This is a genomic window from Burkholderia sp. AU28863, from assembly GCF_002223195.1.
GTDB classification, from domain to species: Bacteria; Pseudomonadota; Gammaproteobacteria; order Burkholderiales; family Burkholderiaceae; genus Burkholderia; species Burkholderia sola.
In genome coordinates this window covers 569,513-589,024 of sequence record NZ_NKFE01000003.1, presented here as the reverse complement: position 1 = coordinate 589,024, position 19,512 = coordinate 569,513, and the positions used below count along the sequence as shown (strand labels likewise).

At 68.9% G+C, this 19,512-nt stretch carries 22 protein-coding genes and 2 tRNA genes; 16 read left to right on the top strand and 8 right to left on the bottom strand.

The window, feature by feature from the left end; genetic code table 11:
* Positions 1 to 23 precede the first annotated feature (23 nt).
* The 4 genes from mobA to CFB81_RS05140 all read left to right on the top strand — a co-directional run bounded on the left by mobA (position 24) and on the right by CFB81_RS05140 (position 2,846).
* Entirely contained in the window at positions 24 to 641 is a 618-nt protein-coding gene (gene mobA, locus CFB81_RS05155) for a molybdenum cofactor guanylyltransferase MobA (protein WP_089434731.1), read from the top strand.
* 111 nt (positions 642 to 752) lie between these two features.
* Positions 753 to 2,051, top strand: coding sequence for a gephyrin-like molybdotransferase Glp (gene glp, locus CFB81_RS05150; protein ID WP_089434730.1), 1,299 nt, complete (start codon positions 753 to 755; stop codon positions 2,049 to 2,051).
* Between the two features lie 37 nt (positions 2,052 to 2,088).
* Complete coding sequence (locus CFB81_RS05145) at positions 2,089 to 2,364, top strand: hypothetical protein (protein WP_006476519.1); 276 nt, start codon at positions 2,089 to 2,091, stop codon at positions 2,362 to 2,364.
* Entirely contained in the window at positions 2,361 to 2,846 is a 486-nt protein-coding gene (locus CFB81_RS05140; RefSeq protein WP_089434729.1) for a GNAT family N-acetyltransferase, read from the top strand. The genes CFB81_RS05145 and CFB81_RS05140 overlap by 4 nt, the downstream gene beginning before the upstream one ends.
* Before the next feature lie 89 nt (positions 2,847 to 2,935).
* Here CFB81_RS05140 and rmuC read toward each other — a convergent pair whose 3' ends face one another.
* The 5 genes from rmuC to pncB all read right to left on the bottom strand — a co-directional run bounded on the left by rmuC (position 2,936) and on the right by pncB (position 8,905).
* Positions 2,936 to 4,414, bottom strand: coding sequence for a DNA recombination protein RmuC (gene rmuC, locus CFB81_RS05135; protein WP_089434728.1), 1,479 nt, complete (start codon positions 4,412 to 4,414; stop codon positions 2,936 to 2,938).
* Complete coding sequence (locus tag CFB81_RS05130) at positions 4,411 to 5,400, bottom strand: D-glycerate dehydrogenase (protein ID WP_089435327.1); 990 nt, start codon at positions 5,398 to 5,400, stop codon at positions 4,411 to 4,413. The genes rmuC and CFB81_RS05130 overlap by 4 nt, the downstream gene beginning before the upstream one ends.
* Before the next feature lie 81 nt (positions 5,401 to 5,481).
* A complete protein-coding gene (locus tag CFB81_RS05125; RefSeq protein WP_089434727.1) occupies positions 5,482 to 6,912 on the bottom strand; it encodes a sodium:proton antiporter in 1,431 nt (476 codons plus the stop codon).
* 43 nt (positions 6,913 to 6,955) lie between these two features.
* On the bottom strand, positions 6,956 to 7,618 hold the full coding sequence (locus tag CFB81_RS05120; protein ID WP_069621037.1) for a lactate utilization protein C: 663 nt from the start codon (positions 7,616 to 7,618) through the stop codon (positions 6,956 to 6,958).
* Between the two features lie 87 nt (positions 7,619 to 7,705).
* A complete protein-coding gene (pncB, locus tag CFB81_RS05115; RefSeq protein ID WP_069621038.1) occupies positions 7,706 to 8,905 on the bottom strand; it encodes a nicotinate phosphoribosyltransferase in 1,200 nt (399 codons plus the stop codon).
* A gap of 289 nt (positions 8,906 to 9,194) precedes the next feature.
* On the opposite strand from pncB, the gene fdxA reads away from it, so the two are divergent.
* The 8 genes from fdxA to CFB81_RS05070 all read left to right on the top strand — a co-directional run bounded on the left by fdxA (position 9,195) and on the right by CFB81_RS05070 (position 13,597).
* Entirely contained in the window at positions 9,195 to 9,518 is a 324-nt protein-coding gene (fdxA, locus tag CFB81_RS05105) for a ferredoxin FdxA (protein WP_011544919.1), read from the top strand.
* Between the two features lie 104 nt (positions 9,519 to 9,622).
* A tRNA-Asn gene (locus tag CFB81_RS05100) sits at positions 9,623 to 9,698 on the top strand.
* Positions 9,699 to 9,770: 72 nt separating this feature from the next.
* A tRNA-Asn gene (locus tag CFB81_RS05095) sits at positions 9,771 to 9,846 on the top strand.
* A 126-nt stretch (positions 9,847 to 9,972) separates the two neighbouring features.
* On the top strand, positions 9,973 to 10,458 hold the full coding sequence (locus CFB81_RS05090) for a CreA family protein (protein WP_089434726.1): 486 nt from the start codon (positions 9,973 to 9,975) through the stop codon (positions 10,456 to 10,458).
* A gap of 61 nt (positions 10,459 to 10,519) precedes the next feature.
* Positions 10,520 to 11,428, top strand: a complete 909-nt coding sequence (locus CFB81_RS05085; RefSeq protein ID WP_089434725.1) for an AraC family transcriptional regulator — start codon at positions 10,520 to 10,522, stop codon at positions 11,426 to 11,428.
* A gap of 129 nt (positions 11,429 to 11,557) precedes the next feature.
* Positions 11,558 to 12,325 (top strand): AzlC family ABC transporter permease, encoded by a 768-nt coding sequence (locus CFB81_RS05080; protein WP_089434724.1) that lies wholly within the window; start codon positions 11,558 to 11,560, stop codon positions 12,323 to 12,325.
* Positions 12,322 to 12,660, top strand: a complete 339-nt coding sequence (locus tag CFB81_RS05075) for an AzlD domain-containing protein (RefSeq protein WP_089434723.1) — start codon at positions 12,322 to 12,324, stop codon at positions 12,658 to 12,660. The genes CFB81_RS05080 and CFB81_RS05075 overlap by 4 nt, the downstream gene beginning before the upstream one ends.
* Before the next feature lie 160 nt (positions 12,661 to 12,820).
* Positions 12,821 to 13,597: a DUF4088 family protein gene (locus CFB81_RS05070; RefSeq protein WP_050011497.1), complete on the top strand. Its 777-nt coding sequence runs from the start codon at positions 12,821 to 12,823 to the stop codon at positions 13,595 to 13,597.
* A 131-nt stretch (positions 13,598 to 13,728) separates the two neighbouring features.
* Here CFB81_RS05070 and CFB81_RS05065 read toward each other — a convergent pair whose 3' ends face one another.
* Positions 13,729 to 14,130 carry a hypothetical protein gene (locus tag CFB81_RS05065; RefSeq protein WP_069621043.1) on the bottom strand — a complete coding sequence of 134 codons (402 nt, stop codon included), beginning with the start codon at positions 14,128 to 14,130 and terminating at the stop codon, positions 13,729 to 13,731.
* A 267-nt stretch (positions 14,131 to 14,397) separates the two neighbouring features.
* Between CFB81_RS05065 and CFB81_RS05060 the strand changes: the two genes are divergently transcribed.
* The 3 genes from CFB81_RS05060 to fumC all read left to right on the top strand — a co-directional run bounded on the left by CFB81_RS05060 (position 14,398) and on the right by fumC (position 17,722).
* Entirely contained in the window at positions 14,398 to 14,616 is a 219-nt protein-coding gene (locus tag CFB81_RS05060) for an RNA-binding S4 domain-containing protein (RefSeq protein WP_006486208.1), read from the top strand.
* Between the two features lie 138 nt (positions 14,617 to 14,754).
* Positions 14,755 to 16,143 (top strand): multidrug efflux MATE transporter NorM, encoded by a 1,389-nt coding sequence (gene norM, locus CFB81_RS05055; RefSeq protein ID WP_089434722.1) that lies wholly within the window; start codon positions 14,755 to 14,757, stop codon positions 16,141 to 16,143.
* A 184-nt stretch (positions 16,144 to 16,327) separates the two neighbouring features.
* Positions 16,328 to 17,722 carry a class II fumarate hydratase gene (gene fumC / locus CFB81_RS05050; protein WP_069621045.1) on the top strand — a complete coding sequence of 465 codons (1,395 nt, stop codon included), beginning with the start codon at positions 16,328 to 16,330 and terminating at the stop codon, positions 17,720 to 17,722.
* A gap of 55 nt (positions 17,723 to 17,777) precedes the next feature.
* Here fumC and CFB81_RS05045 read toward each other — a convergent pair whose 3' ends face one another.
* Entirely contained in the window at positions 17,778 to 18,290 is a 513-nt protein-coding gene (locus CFB81_RS05045) for an acyl-CoA thioesterase (RefSeq protein ID WP_027811985.1), read from the bottom strand.
* 130 nt (positions 18,291 to 18,420) lie between these two features.
* Positions 18,421 to 18,561: a hypothetical protein gene (locus CFB81_RS36025; protein ID WP_176730261.1), complete on the bottom strand. Its 141-nt coding sequence runs from the start codon at positions 18,559 to 18,561 to the stop codon at positions 18,421 to 18,423.
* A 187-nt stretch (positions 18,562 to 18,748) separates the two neighbouring features.
* Between CFB81_RS36025 and CFB81_RS05040 the strand changes: the two genes are divergently transcribed.
* The gene (locus CFB81_RS05040) at positions 18,749 to 19,456 is read left to right on the top strand and encodes a helix-turn-helix transcriptional regulator (RefSeq protein ID WP_089434721.1); all 708 of its coding nucleotides are present in this window, start codon (positions 18,749 to 18,751) and stop codon (positions 19,454 to 19,456) included.
* Positions 19,457 to 19,512: the final 56 nt, after the last annotated feature.

The window sequence follows — 19,512 nt, the reverse complement described above, 5'->3', positions numbered from 1 at the left end:
GCCGCTCTTTCCATCTGCGCACGATGCCCGCCCCCGCCTTCCCGTCGATCGCCGGCCTGCTGCTCGCGGGCGGGCGCGCAACCCGCATGGACGGCGTCGACAAGGGCCTGCAACTGCTCGACGGTACGCCGCTCGCGTTGCATGTACTGCGCCGGCTGTCGCCGCAGGTCGACGAGACGCTGATCAGCGCGAATCGCCATGCCGATCGCTATGCCGAACTCGGTGCGCCGTTCGACGCGCGCATCGTCGCGGATGAAACGCCTGACTTCCCCGGGCCGCTCGCGGGCCTGCTCGCCGGCATGCGCGCGGCGCGCGCGCCGCTGCTCGCGTGCTCGCCGTGCGATACGCCCTACCTGCCCGCCGACCTCGTCGCGCGGCTGCATGCGGCGCTCGACGCGCACCAGGCCGACATCGCGATGGCGGTCACCGTCGACGCGCAGCGGATGCGCTCGCCGCAGCCGACGTTCGCGCTGCTGCGCACGTCGCTGGCGGACGACCTGGCCGCCCGGCTCGCGGCAGGCGACCGGAAGGTACGTGCGTGGTACGCACGCCACACGACGGTCGAAGTCGAGTTTCGCGACGAGCGTGCGTTTTACAATGCCAACTCCTGGCAGGAACTCGCCGCGCTGGCCCGCCGCTGACGGTCCCGCGCCGTTCCCGCCCGACGCCCGCCATACGCGAAACCCGCGTCCAGGCACCCTCCTCGCGCCACCGGCCACGAACCCGATACGCCTTGCGGCGCAGTCCGACTGATGATCACGCAATCCTCGCCCGCCTCCCGAACCGCACCCGACCCCGATGCCCCGCTGTCGCTCGCCGACGCGCAGGCACTCGCGTGCCGCTTCGCGGTGCCCGTCGACGCGTGCGATACGGTGGCGCTGCGCGATGCGCTCGATCGCGTGCTCGCGGCCGACGTGAGCGCGCCGTTCGACATTCCCGCGTACGACAACTCGGCGATGGACGGCTATGCGTTCGACGGCGGCGCCGCGGCACGCGCGTCGGCGCAGGGCGAGGTCGAGATGACGGTCGCCGGCACCGCGTTCGCCGGCCATCCGTTCGACGGGGTCGTGGCGGCCGGTGCATGCGTGCGGATCATGACGGGCGCGCCGATGCCGGCCGGATGCGACACGGTGATTCCACAGGAACGCGTGCGCGTCGACGGAGACACGATTCGCTTCGCCGCGCAGGACGTCGCGCGCGGCGCGAACTGCCGCCGGGCCGGCGAGGATCTCGCGCGCGGCGCCTGTGCGCTCGCCGCGGGCCGCATGCTGCGGCCGTCCGATCTCGGCCTGCTCGCGTCGTTCGGCATCGCCGACGTCACGGTGCGCCGGCGCGTGCGCGTCGCCGTGTTCTCGACCGGCGACGAGTTGCGCGAGCCCGGCGAACCGCTCGGCCGCGGCGCGCTGTACGACAGCAATCGCGGGATGCTGATCGCGATGCTCGAACGGGTGCACGTGGACGCGATCGATCTCGGCATCGTCCGGGACGACCCGGCCGCGCTCGAAACCGCATTGCGCGACGCCCTCGCCGCGCAGGCCGATGCGGTGATCACGTCGGGCGGCGTGTCGGTCGGCGAAGCCGATTTCACGCGCGACGTGATGGCCCGGCTCGGCGACGTGACGTTCGCGAGCGTCGCGCTGCGGCCGGGCCGGCCGCTCGCGTGCGGCTCGCTCGCCCGCGCGGCCGACGGCGCCGGTCGCGCGCTGTTCTTCGGCTTGCCCGGCAATCCGGTTGCGTCCGCCGTGACGTTCCATGCGATCGTGCGCCCCGCGCTGCTGACGCTGGCCGGCGCGCGGACGCCGCCGCCGGCCATGTACACGGCGCTCAGCACCCAGGCGCTGAAGAAGCGCCCCGGTCGCACCGACTACCTGCGCGGCATCGCAACGCGCGCCGCCGATGGCCAATGGCACGTCGCACCGGCCGGATCGCAAAGCTCCGCGTCGCTGAGCGGTCTCGCGGCCGCCAACTGTTTCATCGTCCTGGGCCACGATTCCGCGGCAGTCGACGCGGGCACCCCGGTCGACATCCTGCCGCTCGACGGCCTGATCTGAATTCCAATCGGTATATTTCTACGGGGGCAATCCGCACATGAAGAAACAAATCTCGTCGATCGCCGCGGGACAGACCGCAAAGGCGCTGATCCTCGTCTACCTGACGTTCAGCGTGCCGATCGTGCTGCTCGGCATTCTCGTCGCGTATATCCGTTACGGGATGGTCGAGTTGAGCACGATCCTGAGCGCGCTGCTGCTGAACGCGATCCTCGGTTTCGTGCTGCTGTGGATCGCGTGCCATGCGTACAACTGGGTCGCGTCGCGCTTCGGGGGCATCGAGATCGTGCTGTCCGATCCGCCGGAGGAAGCGTGAGCGTCACGCCGCTGATCCGCGCGGCCGACCCGCGCGACGTCGGCGCGATCCTCGCGCTGATGCGCGAGCTGGCCGAGTTCGAGAAGCTCACGGACCTGTTCGTCGCGACCGAAGCCGATCTCGCGGACGCGCTGTTCGGCGAGCACCCGGCTGCCGAAGCGCTGGTGGCCGAACGCGACGGCGCGATCGTCGCGTACGCGCTGTTCTTCCACAACTATTCGACGTTCCTCGGCCGCCGCGGACTCTATCTCGAGGATCTGTACGTGCAGCCGTCGCAGCGCGGCACGGGCCTGGGCACCGCGATGCTGCGTCATCTCGCGGCCGTCGCCGTCGAGCGCCGTTGCGGGCGCTTCGAATGGTCGGTCCTCGACTGGAACCAGCCGGCGATCGACTTCTACGAGAAGATGGGCGCGACCGTGCTGCCGGAGTGGCGCATCGTGCGCGTGACGGGCGACGCGCTGGACACGCTCGCCGCGCATTGAGCGCGAGCCGGCCGCGCCGGCCATCGCTGCAAATGAAAACGGGCGCCGCGGCGCCCGTTTTTTCGTCCGGCGGTTGCCGGCAACGCGCGTCACGCGTCGTCCGCATCGGCGCCTTCGGCCTCTTCCGCGCCGAGCAACCCGGCCGCCGTGTCGCCCGGCAACGCCTCGACCTGCTTCAGCTTGCGGTTCATCACACGCGTGCGCTGCTCGGCGGACTCGATCGAGCGCGTGACCGTTTCGAGCTGCGCCTTCGTGCGCGCGAGCACGTCGCCGAACTTGCCGAACTCCGTCTTGACCGCGCCGAGCACCTGCCAGACCTCGCTGGAACGCTGCTCGATCGCGAGCGTGCGGAACCCCATCTGCAGGCTGTTGAGCAGTGCGGTGAGCGTGGTCGGCCCCGCGACCGTCACGCGATAGTCGCGCTGCAGCAGGTCGGTCAGTCCCGGGCGGCGCAGGATCTCCGCATAGAGCCCTTCGGTCGGCAGGAACAGCAGCGCGAAGTCGGTCGTGTACGGCGGCGCGACGTACTTCTCGGCGATCGTGCGCGCTTCCATCCGCACCCGCGCCTCCAGCGCACGCGCCGCCTCCTCGACGGCCACCGCGTCGGCGCGTTCCTGCGCGTCGATCAGCCGCTCGTAGTCTTCGCGCGGGAATTTCGCGTCGATCGGCAGCCACACCGGCGACGCGTCGCGCGTGCCGGCGTCGCGACCCGGCAGCCGGATCGCGAATTCGACGCGCTCGGTACGCTTCGGCACCGTCGCGACGTTCTTCGCGTACTGGTCGGGCGTCAGCATCTGCTCGAGCAGCGCCTCGAGCTGCACCTCGCCCCAGGTGCCGCGCGTCTTCACGTTGGTCAGCACCTTCTTCAGATCGCCGACGCCGGCCGCGAGCGTCTGCATCTCGCCGAGCCCGCGATGCACCTGTTCGAGCCGATCCGATACGAGCTTGAACGATTCGCCGAGCCGCTGCTCGAGCGTCGCGTGCAGCTTCTCGTCGACGGTGCGGCGCATCTCCTCGAGCTTCGCCGCGTTATTCGTCTCGATTTCCTTCAGCCGCTGTTCGAGCGTCGCACGCACTTCGCCGATCCGACGGTCGTTCGCCTCGGTCAGTTGCGTGAGCTGCCGGTTCAGCGTGTCGCCGAACAGCCGCAGCGCGCCCGCCTGTTCCTCGCGCGCCTGTTGAGCCTGGCGCTGCACGCTTTCGCGCATCGCATCGAACTGCTGCGCGTTGCCGGCGACGAGCTTGCCGAGCTGCTGCGCGAACCCCTCGATCTGGTTGTTCTGCACGGTCGCCACGCTGGTCAGTTGCGCGGCGAGCGTTTGCTGCAACTGGGCGAAGCTGCCGGCCAGCTCGGTACGCGAGCCGCGTGCGTTCTCGACGATCTCGCCGCGCAATTCGCGTTCGAGCCGCTCGACCGCGCGCGCCTGCGCATGCGCGGCGTCCTCGATCTGGTCGCCGAGCACGGCCGCGTCGTCGTGGCGGCCGCCGCCGCGCACGAGCGCGACGATCGCCACCGCGAGCGCGACGGCCAGCACGACGACCGCCGCAAGCAACAACGTCGTCGTCATGCGCGCGGCTTCCCGATCACGTCAGGGTTGATCGGATTCGGCGGCTGCCCCGCACGCGGCCCCTCGCCCAGCGCGGCGATCAGGTTGTCGGCGGCGAGATTGGCCATCGCGCGGCGCGTCTTTTCGGTCGCGCTCGCGATATGCGGCGTCAGCACGACGTTCGGCACCTCGAGCAGCGCCGGATGCACGCTCGGCTCGCCCTCGTACACGTCGAGGCCGGCCGCGGCGATCGTCCCGTCACGCAGCGCGGCGGCCAGCGCCGCATCGTCGACGATCCCGCCGCGCGCGATGTTGGTCAGCGTCGCCGTGGGTTTCATCTTCGCGAGCTCGGCCGCGCCGATCGTGTGATGGTTCTCCTTCGTGTACGGCAGCACGAGCACGACATGATCGGCTCGCGCGAGCAGCGCGTCCTTCGACACGTATTCGGCATTCAGCTCGGCTTCGATCTCGGGCGCGACCCGCGACCGGTTGTGATAGATCACCTGCATTCCGAAGCCGCGCGCGCGGCGCGCGAGCGCCTGGCCGATACGGCCCATCCCGATCACGCCGAGCGTCGAGCCGTAGATGTCGCTGCCGAGGAAGCCGTCGTACGCCCACTTCCGCCAGTGACCGGCGCGCAGCCAGTGTTCGGATTCGGCGATCCGGCGCGCGGCGGCCATCATCAGCGCCCAGCCGAAATCGGCGGTCGACTCGTTCAGCACGTCGGGCGTGTTGGTGCCGAGCACGTTCGCCGCGTTGAATGCGGCCATGTCGAAGTTGTTGTAGCCGACCGCCATGTTCGCCACCACCCGCAGGCGCGGCGCCGCCGCGAGCGTGGCCGCGCCGATCGGATCGCCGGCCGTCAGCGCGCCGTCCTTGTCGGCCAGACGCGCGGCGAGCGCGTCGGGCGCGAGCGCGTCGCCGTCGTTCCAGTCGACGTCGAAATACTGCTTGAGCCGTTCGATCACGTCCGGAAAGATCGGACGCGCGACCAGGATCTTCTGCATCGCCATCTCCGCATGCCGCGGACGGATCGCGGCGCGCGATGCGCCACCGGAACCGCCCGCTCGGGGTTGAAAAACGTCAGCTTACGCCGGGAAGAAAAGCCAGGACGTCAGCAGGAATACCGGTATCAGCACGACGAGCGCCCAGCCGAGGTACGCGAAGAAGCTCGGCATCTTCACGCCGCGCGATTCGGCGATCGCCTTCACCATGAAGTTCGGCGCGTTGCCGATGTAGCTGTTCGCGCCCATGAATACCGCGCCGGCGGAAATCGCGGCGAGCGTCGACGCGCCGGTCGTCATCAGCGTCTGTGCATCGCCGCCGGCGAGGTTGAAGAACACGAGGTAGGTCGGCGCGTTGTCGAGGAACGACGACAGGATGCCCGTCGCCCAGAAGTACATCGCGTCGATCGGCTTGCCGTCGGGCCCCGTGACGAGATGGACGATCTGCGCGAATGCGCCGTCCGCGCCCGCGCGCAAGATCACGATCACGGGCGCGATCGTCACGAAGATGCCCGCGAACAGCTTCGCGACCTCCTCGATCGGCGCCCAGTTGAACGCGTTGCCCTCGCGCGCGGAACGCGGCGTCAGCGCGAGCGACGCGAGCGTCACGACCACGAGCGCGACGTCGCGCACGAGATTCTGCAGCGCGACGTGCGTGCCCCACACGTCGAACGAGATGCCCGGCTTCCACACGCCGCTCATCAGCACGAGCGCGATCACGACCGCCAGCAGCACGAAGTTGATCTTGCCGTCGATCGACAGCGCCGCGCCGTCGGGCGTCGGATCGAGCGCGGCCGGCCGCTCCTCGCCGCCCTTCCGGTAGAAGTACGTATCGAGCGCGAAGAACAGCGTCAGCAGCACCACGCAGATGAACAGCATCGGCAGCGCGAGATGGGTGGTCGTCCAGAAGAAGCTCACGCCGTTCAGGAAGCCGAGGAACAGCGGCGGATCGCCGAGCGGCGACAGCGAGCCGCCCGCGTTCGCGACGAGGAAGATGAAGAAGATCACGACGTGCACGACATGCTTGCGGTTGTCGTTGGCGCGCAGCAGCGGCCGGATCAGCAGCATCGCGGCGCCCGTCGTGCCCATCACGCTCGCGAGCAGCGTGCCGAGCGCGAGGATCGCGGTATTCAGCTTCGGCGAACCATGCAGGTTGCCGTTTACGCAGATGCCGCCCGCGACCGTATAGAGCGCGGTGAGCAGCACGATGAATGGAATGTATTCCTCGAGCAGCGCATGCACGAGCGTGCCGAACGCGGCGCCCGCGCCGAACGCGACCGCGAACGGCGCGAGGAACACGATCGCCCAGCCGGCCGCGATCTTGCCGAAGTGGTGATGCCAGAACACGGGGGCGACGAGCGGGAACAGCGCGATGGACAGCAGGATCCCGGCGAACGGGATGCCCCAGAGCGCGGACAGCGTGGCGCCGTCGAGCGTGGCGGCCGATGCGAGCGCGGGAACGGCGCCAAGTACGATTCCCGACGCCATGCCCGCCCAGGCGGCATGTCGTTTCATGCGGAACTTCCTTGTTCGAGTAACAGTGAATGCGGTAGGCGCGTCATGCGCCCCGTACGACGATCGCGTGCACGCGGTATGGGCCGTGTGCGCCCAGAATGATCGTTTGCTCGATGTCGCCCGTGCGCGACGGGCCCGACACGAAATTGACCGCGCGCGGCAACTCGCCGCGCTCCGCGCGAATCAGCGCGAACGCGTCTTCATGGCCGGCGACGATGCGCGACGCCGGTACGATCGCGATGTGGGTTTCCGGCAGCAGGCCGGCCGATGCGTAAGTGTCGGGGCCGGACAGCAACACCAGCGACCCCGTTTCGGCGGTCGCGCAAAAGCAGCCGGTCAGGCCGACGAGATCGCCGTCGCGCGGCTTGCGGCACTCGACCGACAGGCCGGCGCCGGCCCAGTCGAGATCGGCCAGCGTGCGCCATGCGACGGCCTGCGTCGGCAGACCACGAGCGGCAAGATAGCGGGCGGCGGCGGCCGGCACGTCGGCCAGCGTCGCGACTTCGTCGGCCGTGGTCGACAGGCGCCCCGCTTCGTCGACGAAAGCGGCGACGAGGTCGGCCGGCGCCGGCGGGCGCGGGCCCGGCGGATGACGGGCGAGATAGTCGGCGACGCCGTCGCGCTCCGCTGCATCGGGTTCGGCCGCGCGCCCCTGCGCCGCGCGAATGCGCGCGAGGATCTGGCGACGGGCGGCGGAAGTGTCCATGAACGGTCCTCGTGACGTTGGCGTGCAATACGTCGGATTATACCGGCCACCCCTGCCGCGACACACCTTCGGCCGAACGGCCAAAGCCTACTTCGACGCGTCTTCCTCGACCGGCTGCGCGATGCCGAACACCTGGCGCAGGTACGCGAGATAGGCCTTGTCGTCGCACATGCTCTTGCCCGGCGAATCCGACAGCTTCGCGACCGGCTGGCCGTTGCAGCGAACCATCTTGATCACGATCTGCAGCGGCACGTAGCCGAGATCGTTGGTGAGGTTGGTGCCGACGCCGAACGCGAGCTTGCAGCGGCCGCGGAACCGTTCGTACAGCTGCATGACCTTCGGGATGTCGAGCGCGTCCGAGAACACGAGCACCTTGGTGCGCGGGTCGCAGCGGTTCGCCTCGTAGTGGCGCAGCATCCGCTCGCCCCAGTCGAACGGATCGCCCGAATCGTGGCGCGCGCCGTCGAACAGCTTGCAGAAATACATGTCGAAGTCGTTCAGGAACGCGTCCATCCCGTAGACGTCCGACAGCGCGATCCCGAGGTCGCCGCGATATTCCTTCGCCCACATCTCGAAGCCGTAGATCTGCGAATCGCGCAGCCGCGGGCCGAGCGCCTGGCACGCCTGCAGGTATTCGTGCGCCATCGTGCCGAGCGGCGTGATGCCGTGCTTCATCGCGTACAGCACGTTGCTCGTGCCCGCGAACTGCGGGCCGAGCCCGTCGCGCAGCGTGAGCGCGACTTCCTCGTGCCAGACCTTCGAGAAGCGCCGGCGCGTGCCGTAGTCGGCGATCTTGCAGTCGGCGAATTCGGGCTTCGCGCCGAGCAGCTTGATCTTCTCGCGCAGCCGCTCGCGCCCTTCGCGATAGTCGGGCTCGCGCTGCGTATTGCGGAAATAGACTTCGTTGACGATCGCGAGCACCGGGATCTCGAACAGGATCGTATGCAGCCACGGCCCCTCGATGACGACGTCGATCTCGCCGTTGCCCTTCGGCGACGGCGTGATCGAGATGTACTTCTCGTTCAGGTGGAACAGCGCGAGGAAGTCGACGAAGTCGCTCTTGATGAAGCGCATCCGCCGCAGGTAGTCGAGTTCGACGTCGGAAAAGCGCAGCGAGCACAGGCCCCGCACCTCGTCGCGAATCTCGTCGATGTACGGCACGAGATCGACGCCGGGCGTGCGGCAGCGGAAACGGTATTCGACGTTTGCAGCGGGAAAGTGATGCAGGACGACCTGCATCATCGTGAACTTGTAGAGATCCGTGTCCAGCAGCGAAGTGATGATCATGATGACGGCACCGCCAATATCGTGGCCGGGCCCCGGCGCACCGCGCGCCGCCCGGCCTGCCGGCCATGTTACCCGAATGCGGGCCGGACCATCGTGAAACCGCGCCGCCGCGTTGCCGCATTGCGCCGGTGCCCGGCGTGCGGGCAGCCGCGCCGCGCATCCCATAAACTAATCACGAAACGATATAAGCCGGATAGCCGACCTCGTCATGCGGGTTTGGCGCTTCAGTTACAATGCCGCTTTTGGCGCAAACGCCACCCCATATATACCGCCAAGCAGGAGCGTTTTAATGACTCACGTTGTGACCGAAGGCTGCATCAAGTGCAAATACACGGATTGCGTGGATGTGTGCCCGGTGGATTGCTTCCGTGAAGGTCCCAACTTTCTCGCCATCGATCCGGACGAGTGCATCGACTGCGCCGTGTGCGTCGCCGAATGCCCGACCAATGCGATCTATGCCGAAGAAGACGTTCCGGGCGACCAGCAGCAGTTCACCGAGCTGAACGCCGAGCTGGCGAAGAACTGGCCGTCGATCACGAAGACCAAGCCGGCGCCGGCCGACGCGGACGAGTGGAAGGACGTGCAGGACAAGCTGCACCTGCTCGAGCGCTGATCGCACGGCGGCGACTGCAAAAAATTTTATGCGGCGCGGCTCCAAAGTATTGACAGGTTAGCGAACACTCCATACAATCTCGTTTCTCTGCTGTTGTTGTTTGTTCCCCGATAGCTCAGTCGGTAGAGCGCCGGACTGTTAATCCGTAGGTCCCTGGTTCGAGCCCAGGTCGGGGAGCCAAAAACGCAAAGGCCCGTTGAAAGTGGACGGGTTTTTTGTTGAACGACGCAACACGCAGATGTACCGATTTATTCCCCGATAGCTCAGTCGGTAGAGCGCCGGACTGTTAATCCGTAGGTCCCTGGTTCGAGCCCAGGTCGGGGAGCCAAATAGCGAAAGGCCCGTCATTCGACGGGCCTTTTGTTTTTCCGGCCGCCGATCCGCCTTCCTGCTTTTCGTGCCCGGTCATGCGCATGCTAGAGTCTCTGTCTCGCATCCGCATCCGGTCCCATCGATGAAGCATCGCCGCCTCCGTTTCGCCCCCGCCGCCCTCCTGCTCTCCGCCGTCGCCGCCGCACCGCTCGCGTACGCGGAGGAAGTCGGCAGCGTCAACACCCACTTCCGCGTCACGGGTTCCGATCGCGTGGTCGTCGAGGACTATGACGATCCGGTCGTGAACGGCGTGACCTGCTACGTGTCGCGCGCGCGCACCGGCGGGATCAAGGGCACGCTCGGCGTCGCCGAGGATCCGAGCGAAGCGTCGATCGCGTGCCGGCAAGTCGGCCCGATCAGCTTCAAGGAACCGCTCAAGCAGCAGACCGACGTATTCAGCGAACGCATGTCGTTCATCTTCAAGACGCTGCACGTCGTGCGCGTGGTCGACAAGAAACGCAACACGATCGTCTACCTGACCTACAGCGACCGCATCGTCAGCGGCAGCCCGAAGAACGCCGTCACCGCGGTACCGATGCCGGCCGGCACGACGATTCCGGTCAAGTAGGCCCGCACCCGCCGGGCGCGCGAGCGATACACTGTCGATTCGACCGCTCCCGCGCCCGATCATGTCCGCCGCCCCCCGCCTCCCCGATTCCGCACGCTACTGGCGCACGCCGCTCGTGCCGGACGCGGACCTGCTCACGGCCACCTATCGCGATCACGCGTTCGCGCCCCACTGGCACGATGCGTACACGATTCCCGTGATTCTCGAAGGCGCGGAACGCTTCACCTATCGCGGCACCGGCTATGTCGCCGAAACGGGCACCGTGCCCGTGATCAATCCCGGCGAAGTGCATACGGGGTCGCGTGCCGCCGACGAGGGCTGGTGCTATCGCGTCAGCTACATGCCGGTGGAATTCATCCGCGAACTCGCGAGTGCCATCGCGGGCCGCCCGCAGGACGCGCCATGGTTCGCGCCCGACGTGATCCGCGACGCCGATCTCGCGGCCCGGCTCACGCTCGCGCACCGGATGCTGGAAGCCGGCAGCGAGCGAGCGCTGTCGTCGCATGCGCATGCGCCCGGGCAGCCGGCCTGCGATCCGGCCGCCGACGCGCCGCGCATCTACGATCCGCTCGCCGCCGAAACCGCGATGCTCGACGCGCTGTCGACGCTGATCGCGCGCCACGCCGACGTGCGGCCGCGGCCGGCGCCGCTCGCCGCCGACGAACCGCGCGTCGACGCGATGCGCGAGCGGCTCGCCGCCGATCTGACCTCCACCGTGACGCTCGACGACGTCGCGCAGGCGGTCGGCCTGTCGCCGTTTCATGCGGCGCGCCTGTTCACGCGTACGACCGGCATGCCGCCGCATGCGTGGCGCAACCAGTTGCGGCTGCAGCGCGCGCTGGCGCCGTTGCGCGCGGGCGTGCCGGTCGCCGACGTCGCGGCGGCCAGCGGCTTCGTCGACCAGAGCCACTTCACGCGGCATTTCAAACGGATGTTCGGCGTGCCGCCCGGGCGCTGGCCGGCAAGCTGACACACGGCTTCCCGCCGCCGGCCGCGCCGCGCGGCGACCCGCGCCGGCCGGCACGCGGGCACCGGCCCCGCGCCCGAGAGCGCAAGAACATACAAGCCGGCCCGCCGCCGGCCCGCTATCCTCCCGCTTATGGAGGAGCGCTTCTTGAACAAGACACCCGCATCGTCCGCGCGCCGCCCGCTCAACGAATGGCTCGACGGCGCGCGCGACACGATTCCGATGATGATCGGCGCCGCACCGTTCGGCGTGATTTTCGGCACGCTCGTCGGCGCCGGTCCGCTCGCCGCCTGGCATGGCGCGCTGATGTCGCTCGCCGTGTTCGCGGGCTCCGCGCAGTTCATCGCGCTCGGCCTGATCGCCGGCAGCGCGGGTTTCGCCGTCGTGCTCGCCACGACGTTGATCGTGAACCTGCGCCATCTGCTGTACAGCGCGACGCTCGCGCCCTATGTCGCGCACCTGCCGCTGCGCTGGCGCGCGACGCTCGGCGCGTTGATGACCGACGAGGTGTTCGCGGTCGCGTACGGGCACTACCGGCACTATCCGCCCGGCACGATCGGCCCCCACTACTTTTTCGGCTCCGGGCTCGCGATGTACCTGAACTGGCAGGTCTGGACGCTCGCGGGCATCGGCTTCGGCACGGCGTTCCCCGGCCTGCAGTCGCTCGGCCTCGATTTCGCGATGGCGGCGACCTTCATCGCGATCGTCGTCCCGCAGCTCGGCACGCTGCGCTACTTCGCGGCGGCCGCGACGGCCGGCACGCTCGCATACTTCTGGCAGGGCTGGCCGTACAAGCTCGGGCTGCTCGGCGCGGTCGCCGCCGGCGTCGCGATCGGCGTCGCGCTCACGCTGCGGCACGATCGCACGCGCGCCCGCTCTCGCCCGGAGGCCGCATCGTGAGCTACGCGCTGTTGATCCTCGGGATGGCCGTCATCACGTACGCGATCCGCTCGACGCTGTTCCTGTTCGGCGAGCGGCTGACGTTCCCGCCGCTCGTGCGGACCGCGCTCGGCTTCGTGCCGGTCACCGTGCTGACCGCGATCATCGTGCCGATGGCCGTCTCGCCGCACGGCGGCACGGCCGAGCTGACCTGGCGGAATCCGCAGCTCGTCGGCGCGCTCGCGGCCGTGCTCGTGTCGGCCGCGACCCGCCGCCCGCTCGTGACGATCGCGGCCGGGCTCGCGGTGTTCTTCCTGTGGCAAGGCATCGTCCTGCCGCACTGGCCGCCCGCCTGAGCGTACGCTCCGTCGCGCACGCTCAAGTTTCCGCCCGCTGCGCCGATATAGGAGAGGAAGACCCGCCACCGGCCCCGGCGCGCATCGGTCAGTCGACGCTGCGCCCGCTCCGGTGCGCCGTGCCGGCGCCGGCTTGCGCGGGGCGCCATCGAGACGATTCATGGGCCAGATCACCCTTTCCCTCAAGGACGACACGCTCGAGTCCCTGCGCAAGGACTACGACGCGTTCGTCCGCGTGTCGCTGAAACTCGACCCGCAATTCGCGACGCCGTCGTTCGAGGATTTCCTGCGCGCCAAGCTGCTCGACAACATGGTGCCGCTGACCGAGCACGCCGTGCAGCGGATGCTGCAGGGCGGCCAGTACGCATGGGCCAAGCGCACGCTCGACAAGGAATTTCCGGACGTCGTCGCGATCCTGATGCGGCAGGCCGGCGAATTCGGCTTCGGCTTCGCGTCGCGCTCCGAATGGACGCCCGACGAACTCGCCAAGGCATGCCGCGACTGGGCGAAGGCGATCGTCGCCGAAGCGCAAGGCGACGCGTCGCTGATCGACCCGCTCGCGTCGCAGATCAAGGCCGCGGCGCAGGACATCCAGACGCTCGAGGAACTGATGCAGACGCCTGCGTGGCGGCTCGCGGAATCGCTGCGGCAGCGAATCTACGAGGCCAAGCTCGCGTGCGAGATGAGCGTCGGCAGCACCGCGCGCGACAAGCTCGGCGAACTGCGCGGGCTGCTGCGGCTCGGGCTCGCGCACGGCTCGTTCCAGAAACAGGAAGCGCAGCAGATCATGGAATACCTGCGGCTGTTGAAGCCGGAGATCTTCGTCGAGGAACCGTACGACGTCTTCGCGCGCCTCGCCGCGTGGCTGCGCAGCGTATTCACGCCGGCTGCCGTACGGCCGGCCCAAGGACAGGGGCAAGGCCAGCGCCGGCCGTAAGGACGCGTCCCGCTGGGCGTATCACCTCATGAAAACGGCCCGATTCGCGCGAAGCGAACCGGGCCGTCGGACGATCGCTCGTCGCGACGCACCGTCCGAAAACGAACGTCGCGACAAGCGCCGGGCACCCTTTACTGCGTCGCGCCCTGGGCCGATGCGCCGCCCTGCGCGCCGACCGATGCGCCGCCTTCGGTCGCGTCGTCGGCCTTTGCCTTGGCCGAGCCCGCATGGCTCTTGGCCGACTTCGCAGCATGCTTCGCGTGCTTCTTGGTCGAATGGACGGCCGACGACGTCGTATCCTTCGCGCCATCGGCTGCCGCGCCGACCGCATCGGTCGCGCCGCCCGTCGCATTGCCCGACGCGTTCGCGCCGGCACCACCCTGCACGCCTGCACCGACACCCGCGGCCGGGGTCTGCGCCTGCACGCCGGCGCCGGCCGCGCCTTGCGCCGTCGTGCCCGTCTGGGCGAATGCGGCCGAAGTAGCGAACGCCGTCAGCGCGGCACCGATCAGCATCGTACGAATCTTGGACATGGCAATTCTCCTCAAGAAGTTGTGCGCCCGGTCCGCAGCGATGCGGTCCGTCGCGTTCCCCGCCGCAACACGCAGCAGGTACGACAGAAGACCCGCAGCCCACGCGACCGGTTCGCGAATCTCTCAGACTGTTACCCACCGTTTCATTTGCTGACGAATCGCTCACAGTCCTTTACAACGTGCGACGGCGGCCCGCGCTCGCGTGCCGGCCCGCGGTGCCGTATGATGCGGAGCGTTTCCTCCCGCGCGCCGCGCACCTTCCTCGTCATGCCCAATCTGGATTTCACGCTGACCGGCGAATACGTCGAGCTGCACAACCTTCTCAAGATCACCGGCCTCGCGGACAGCGGCGGCACCGCGAAGCTGATCGTCGCGTCCGGCGCCGTGAAAGTCGACGGCGCGGTCGAGCTTCGCAAGACGTGCAAGATCCGCGCGGGCCAGGTCGTGCTGCTCGGCGACACGCGCATCGCGGTACGCGAAGCGTAGCGACCGCAGGGGTTCCCCCTGCCCCCGACATGGCCATCGGCGCACGCGTTCGACACGGTACGCATAAAGCCGTAAGCTAGCCGTCTCTCAAAATAACGACATAGCGCGCGGGCCCGCACCCGCGCGAGCGCCCATTCCATGTCGCATTCCGGTCTCACGCGGACGGCCGCCGCGCCGCCGTCCCTGTCCAGTCATGCCGCCGATACCGCGCGCCTCGCCGCCCCGCTCGCGATCGCGCAACTGTCCCAGATGGCGATGAGCGTCACCGACACGGTACTGCTCGGTTCGCTCGGCCCCGATTCGCTCGCGGCGGGCGGGCTCGGCGCGAACTTCTTCTTCGTGATCGTGACGATCCTGCAAGGCGTGCTGTCGTCGGTCAGCGTGAGCGTCGCGCACGCGCGCGGCGCGCAGGCCGAGGATCGCGTGCCGCACATCTACTGGACGGGCTTCGCGCTGTCCGTGCTGCTCGCGGTTCCGGCGATCGTCGCGCTGTCGCTGGCCGAACCGATCCTGCTGATGTTCCACGAGCCGCCGCTGCTCGCGCATCACGTCGGCGAATACACGGGCATCCTGCGCTTCGCGGCGCTCGGCAGCCTGATCGGCGTCGGGCTGATGCGCGCGTTCCTGCCGGCGATCGGCGCCGCGCGACGGCTCTTGTGGGTGTCGATCGGCGGCGTCGGCGTCAACGGCGTGCTGAACTACGGGCTGATCCACGGCGCATTCGGGCTGCCGCGCATCGGCTTTCTCGGGTCGGCCGTCGCGACGACGATCACGATCTGGCTCACCGCGCTCGCGCTGATCTGGCTGCTGCACGGCCGGCAGCGCTTCCGCCATTTCGTGACCGCCGCGCGCCCGAAGCTGCCGGTAATGGGCGAACTGATCGGCATCGGCTGGCCGGTCGCGATCACGTATGGCGTCGAATCGACGCTCTTTCTCGCCACCGGCCTCACCGTCGGCGTGCTGGGCGCGACGTCGCTCGCCGCGCACCAGATCGCGCTGAACGTCGCGTCGGTATCGTTCATGGTGCCGCTCGCGATCGGCCAGGCGGCCAACGTGCGCGTCGGCTACTGGATCGGCGCGGGCTCGCCCGTCGCCGCGCGGCACGCGGGCTTCGTCGCGCTCGCGCTCGGCGTCGGCTTCATGTCGCTGTCGGGCCTCGTGATGATCGTCGCGCCGCATACGATCGTCGGCCTGTACCTGCACCTCGACGACCCGGCCAACGCGGCCACGGTGTCGCTCGCCGCGTCGCTGCTCGGCATTGCCGCCGTGTTCCAGATCGTCGACGGGATGCAGACCGTCGGGTCCGGTGCGCTGCGCGGCCTGAAGGACACGCGCATCCCGATGCTCGCCGCGACCCTCGGCTACTGGGGCATCGGCTTCCCGACCGGCTACTGGTTCGCGTTCCACGCGGGCCTGGGCGCGCGCGGCCTGTGGTGGGGGCTCGCGGCGGGCCTCGCGAGCGTCGCCGTGCTGATGGCATGGCGCTTTCACCGCAAGACCGCGTCGCTCATCGCGGCGGCGCGCTAGCGCCGGTTTGCGCGCGTCACGCGCCGTGGGCGCGACACGACACGAAATCGCGGCCGGCGCTATGCTTGTCGGCTGAGCCCCTCGAGACGCCGCGCAAGCGGCGCGACTGCCTCACGATACGTCTGATTACGCCTGACGCCGCGCGACGACGCGCGGCCTTTCCCCTTTCCAGGAGGAGTGCATCATGAATGAAGCAGTTCGGATGGAACGCGACACGTTCGGCGAGATCGCCGTGCCGGCCGACCGGCTCTGGGGCGCGCAGACCGAGCGCTCGCTGCAGAATTTCCGGATCTCGACGGAGAAGCAGTCGCCCGAGCTGATCCATGCGCTCGCGATCGTCAAGCGCGCCGCGGCGACCGTCAACCAGTCGCTCGGCGTGCTCGCCGACGACAAGGCGCACGCGATCATCGAAGCCGCCGACGAGATCATCGCCGGCAAGCATCCGCGCGAATTCCCGCTCGCGGTGTGGCAGACGGGCTCCGGCACGCAGACCAACATGAACCTCAACGAGGTGATCGCGAACCGCGCGAGCGAGCTGCTGGGCGGCGAGCGCGGCGAAGCGCGCAAGGTTCATCCGAACGACGACGTGAATCGCGGCCAGTCGTCGAACGACGTGTTCCCGACCGCGATGCACATCGCGGCCGCGTACGCGATCGTCAATCACCTGCTGCCGGCGCTGCGCACGCTGCGCGCGACGCTCGACGCGAAGTCGAAGGCGTTCGCCGACATCGTGAAGATCGGCCGCACGCACCTGCAGGACGCCACGCCGCTCACGCTCGGCCAGGAGTTCTCCGGCTATGTCGCGCAACTCGACCAGGGCATCCGTCACGTCGAATCGGCGCTGCCGCACCTGTACGAGCTCGCGCTCGGCGGCACCGCGGTCGGCACCGGGCTGAATGCGCATCCGGAGTTCGCGGTGCGCGTGGCCGACGAGATCGGCCGTCTCGCGAAGCTGCCGTTCGTGACGGCGCCGAGCAAGTTCGAGGTGATGGCGGCGGCCGACGCGCTGGTCTTCGCGCACGGTGCGCTGAAGACGGTCGCGGCGAGCCTGATGAAGATCGCGAACGACGTGCGCTGGCTCGCGAGCGGGCCGCGCTGCGGGCTCGGCGAGCTGTCGATCCCGGAAAACGAGCCGGGCAGCTCGATCATGCCGGGCAAGGTGAACCCGACGCAGTCGGAAGCCGTGACGATGCTGTGCTGCCAGGTGTTCGGCAACGACGTCGCGGTCAACGTCGGCGGCGCGAGTGGCAATTTCGAGCTGAACGTGTTCCGGCCGATGATCGCGCACAACGTGCTGCAGTCGGTGCGGCTGCTCGCCGACGGCGCGCAGAGCTTCAACGATCACTGCGCGGTGGGCATCGAGCCGAACCGCTCACGCATCGACCTGTTGCTGAACGAATCGCTGATGCTCGTGACGGCGCTCAATCCGCACATCGGCTACGACAAGTCCGCGCAGATCGCGAAGAAGGCGCACAAGGAAGGCACGACGCTGAAGGCGGCCGCGCTCGCGCTCGGCTACCTGACCGAGGCGGAATTCGATGCCTGGGTACGCCCCGAGCAGATGATCGGGACGCGATAAAGGCAGTAAAGGCAGGACAGCGGGCGCGGCGCGGCAAGCGCGGCGCCCGCGGCACTCAGACGGTGCCCTTCGCGACCTCTTCCGGCTTCATCTCGACGATCTTGTCGAGCGCGGCCCGCACGTCGGCCGCATATTTGGCGAGCACCTTCTGCTCGTCGGTTTCGGGCACGAACGGCGGCACCGGCACCGGGTTGCCGTTCTCGTCGACCGCGACGAACACGACAAGGCAATCGGTCGTCTGGCGCAGCACGCCGCCCTTCGGATCGCCGGCGTGCACCGACACGTGGATGTGCATGCTGGTACGGCCCGTCGCGACGACACGCGCCTTCAGCTCGACCAGATTGCCGACCAGGATCGGACGCTGGAAACGGATGTTGCCGACGCTGACCGTCACGCAATAGCGGCTCGACCAGACGGCCGCGCACGCATACGCGACTTCGTCGATCCACTTCATCAGCGCGCCGCCATGCACCTTGCCGCCGAAGTTCACGGACGAAGGCTCGGCAAGAAAGCGGAATACGGTTTCGGTGCGGTCGAGAGCGGCCGGCACGGGGGACGGTTGGGGCATTGTTGTGGCTCCAGGCGGCAGGGGCGCTGTAATCGGGCCATTATACGTTGCACTGCGGCAACGCGTCGCGGCAAGCCCCGCGTGGCGGGGCGCCGGCGGCCATGCCGGCTCGCGCGCGGATCGGCGCCCGTCAGCGGCGCACCGTGATGCCCTGGTCGATCGTCCCGTACATCTCGATACTGCCGCCGCGCCCGCCGGTCGTCCCCGCGCCGCCCGACGCACAGGCCGCACACACGAGCGCGGCCGCCAACACACAGAAAATCGTCTTCATCGTTGCATCGCGTCACATGCGGCGGCCCGCTGCCGCCGCGTCCGGCCATTCTACGCGTGCCCTGCAACGGGCCGCAGCCCGGTCCGCGCACGCGCGCCGCCGCTGCATCCGACATTTCATCCGGAAGCGAAACATCGAATGCGCGCACGGACTACACTGCCCTCGACCCGCTCGACGAGACACGACGATGACCGATCAAGACGACCACCATTTTCCGGGCCTGAGCCGCATCGGCGCCCTGATCGCCGATCCCGGCCGCGCCGCGATGCTGTGGGTGCTGATGGACGGCAGCGCGCGGCCGGCCGGCGAACTGACGATGATCGCGGGGCTGTCGCCGTCCGCCGCGAGCGCGCACCTCGCGCGCCTGACCGAGGGCGGGCTGCTGGCCCTCGACGTGCGCGGCCGGCACCGCTACTACCGCATCGCGTCGGCCGACATCGCGGCCTCGCTCGAAGCGCTCGCGAACGTCGCCCGCGCGGCCGCGCCGCATCGCCCGGTTCCGCCGCCGTCGCGCACCGTCCCGGCCGAACTCCGCTATGCACGCACCTGCTACGACCACATGGCCGGGGAGCTCGCGGTGCGCATCTTCGATGGCCTCACCGCGCGCGGCTGGCTGTTCTCGAACGGCGACGCGATCGACACCACCGAGCGCGGCACGCAGGCGCTCGCGCAATGGGGCATCGATGTCGCGCAGCAGCGCGCGCGCCGGCGCCGCTTCGCATGCGGCTGTCTCGACTGGAGCGAGCGGCGTTCGCATCTCGGCGGCGCACTTGGCGCGGCGCTGCTCGACAGCTTCTGCGCACACGGCTGGATCGAGCGCGCCGCCCGGCCGCGCGTGCTGCGCGTCACGGTGCCCGGGCAGCAGGTTTTCGATGCGTGGCTTACGTCCGCTTGACGCCGGCATTGCAGCTGCACGACAACGGCGCGCGACGGAGAGGTTTTGTTACATCG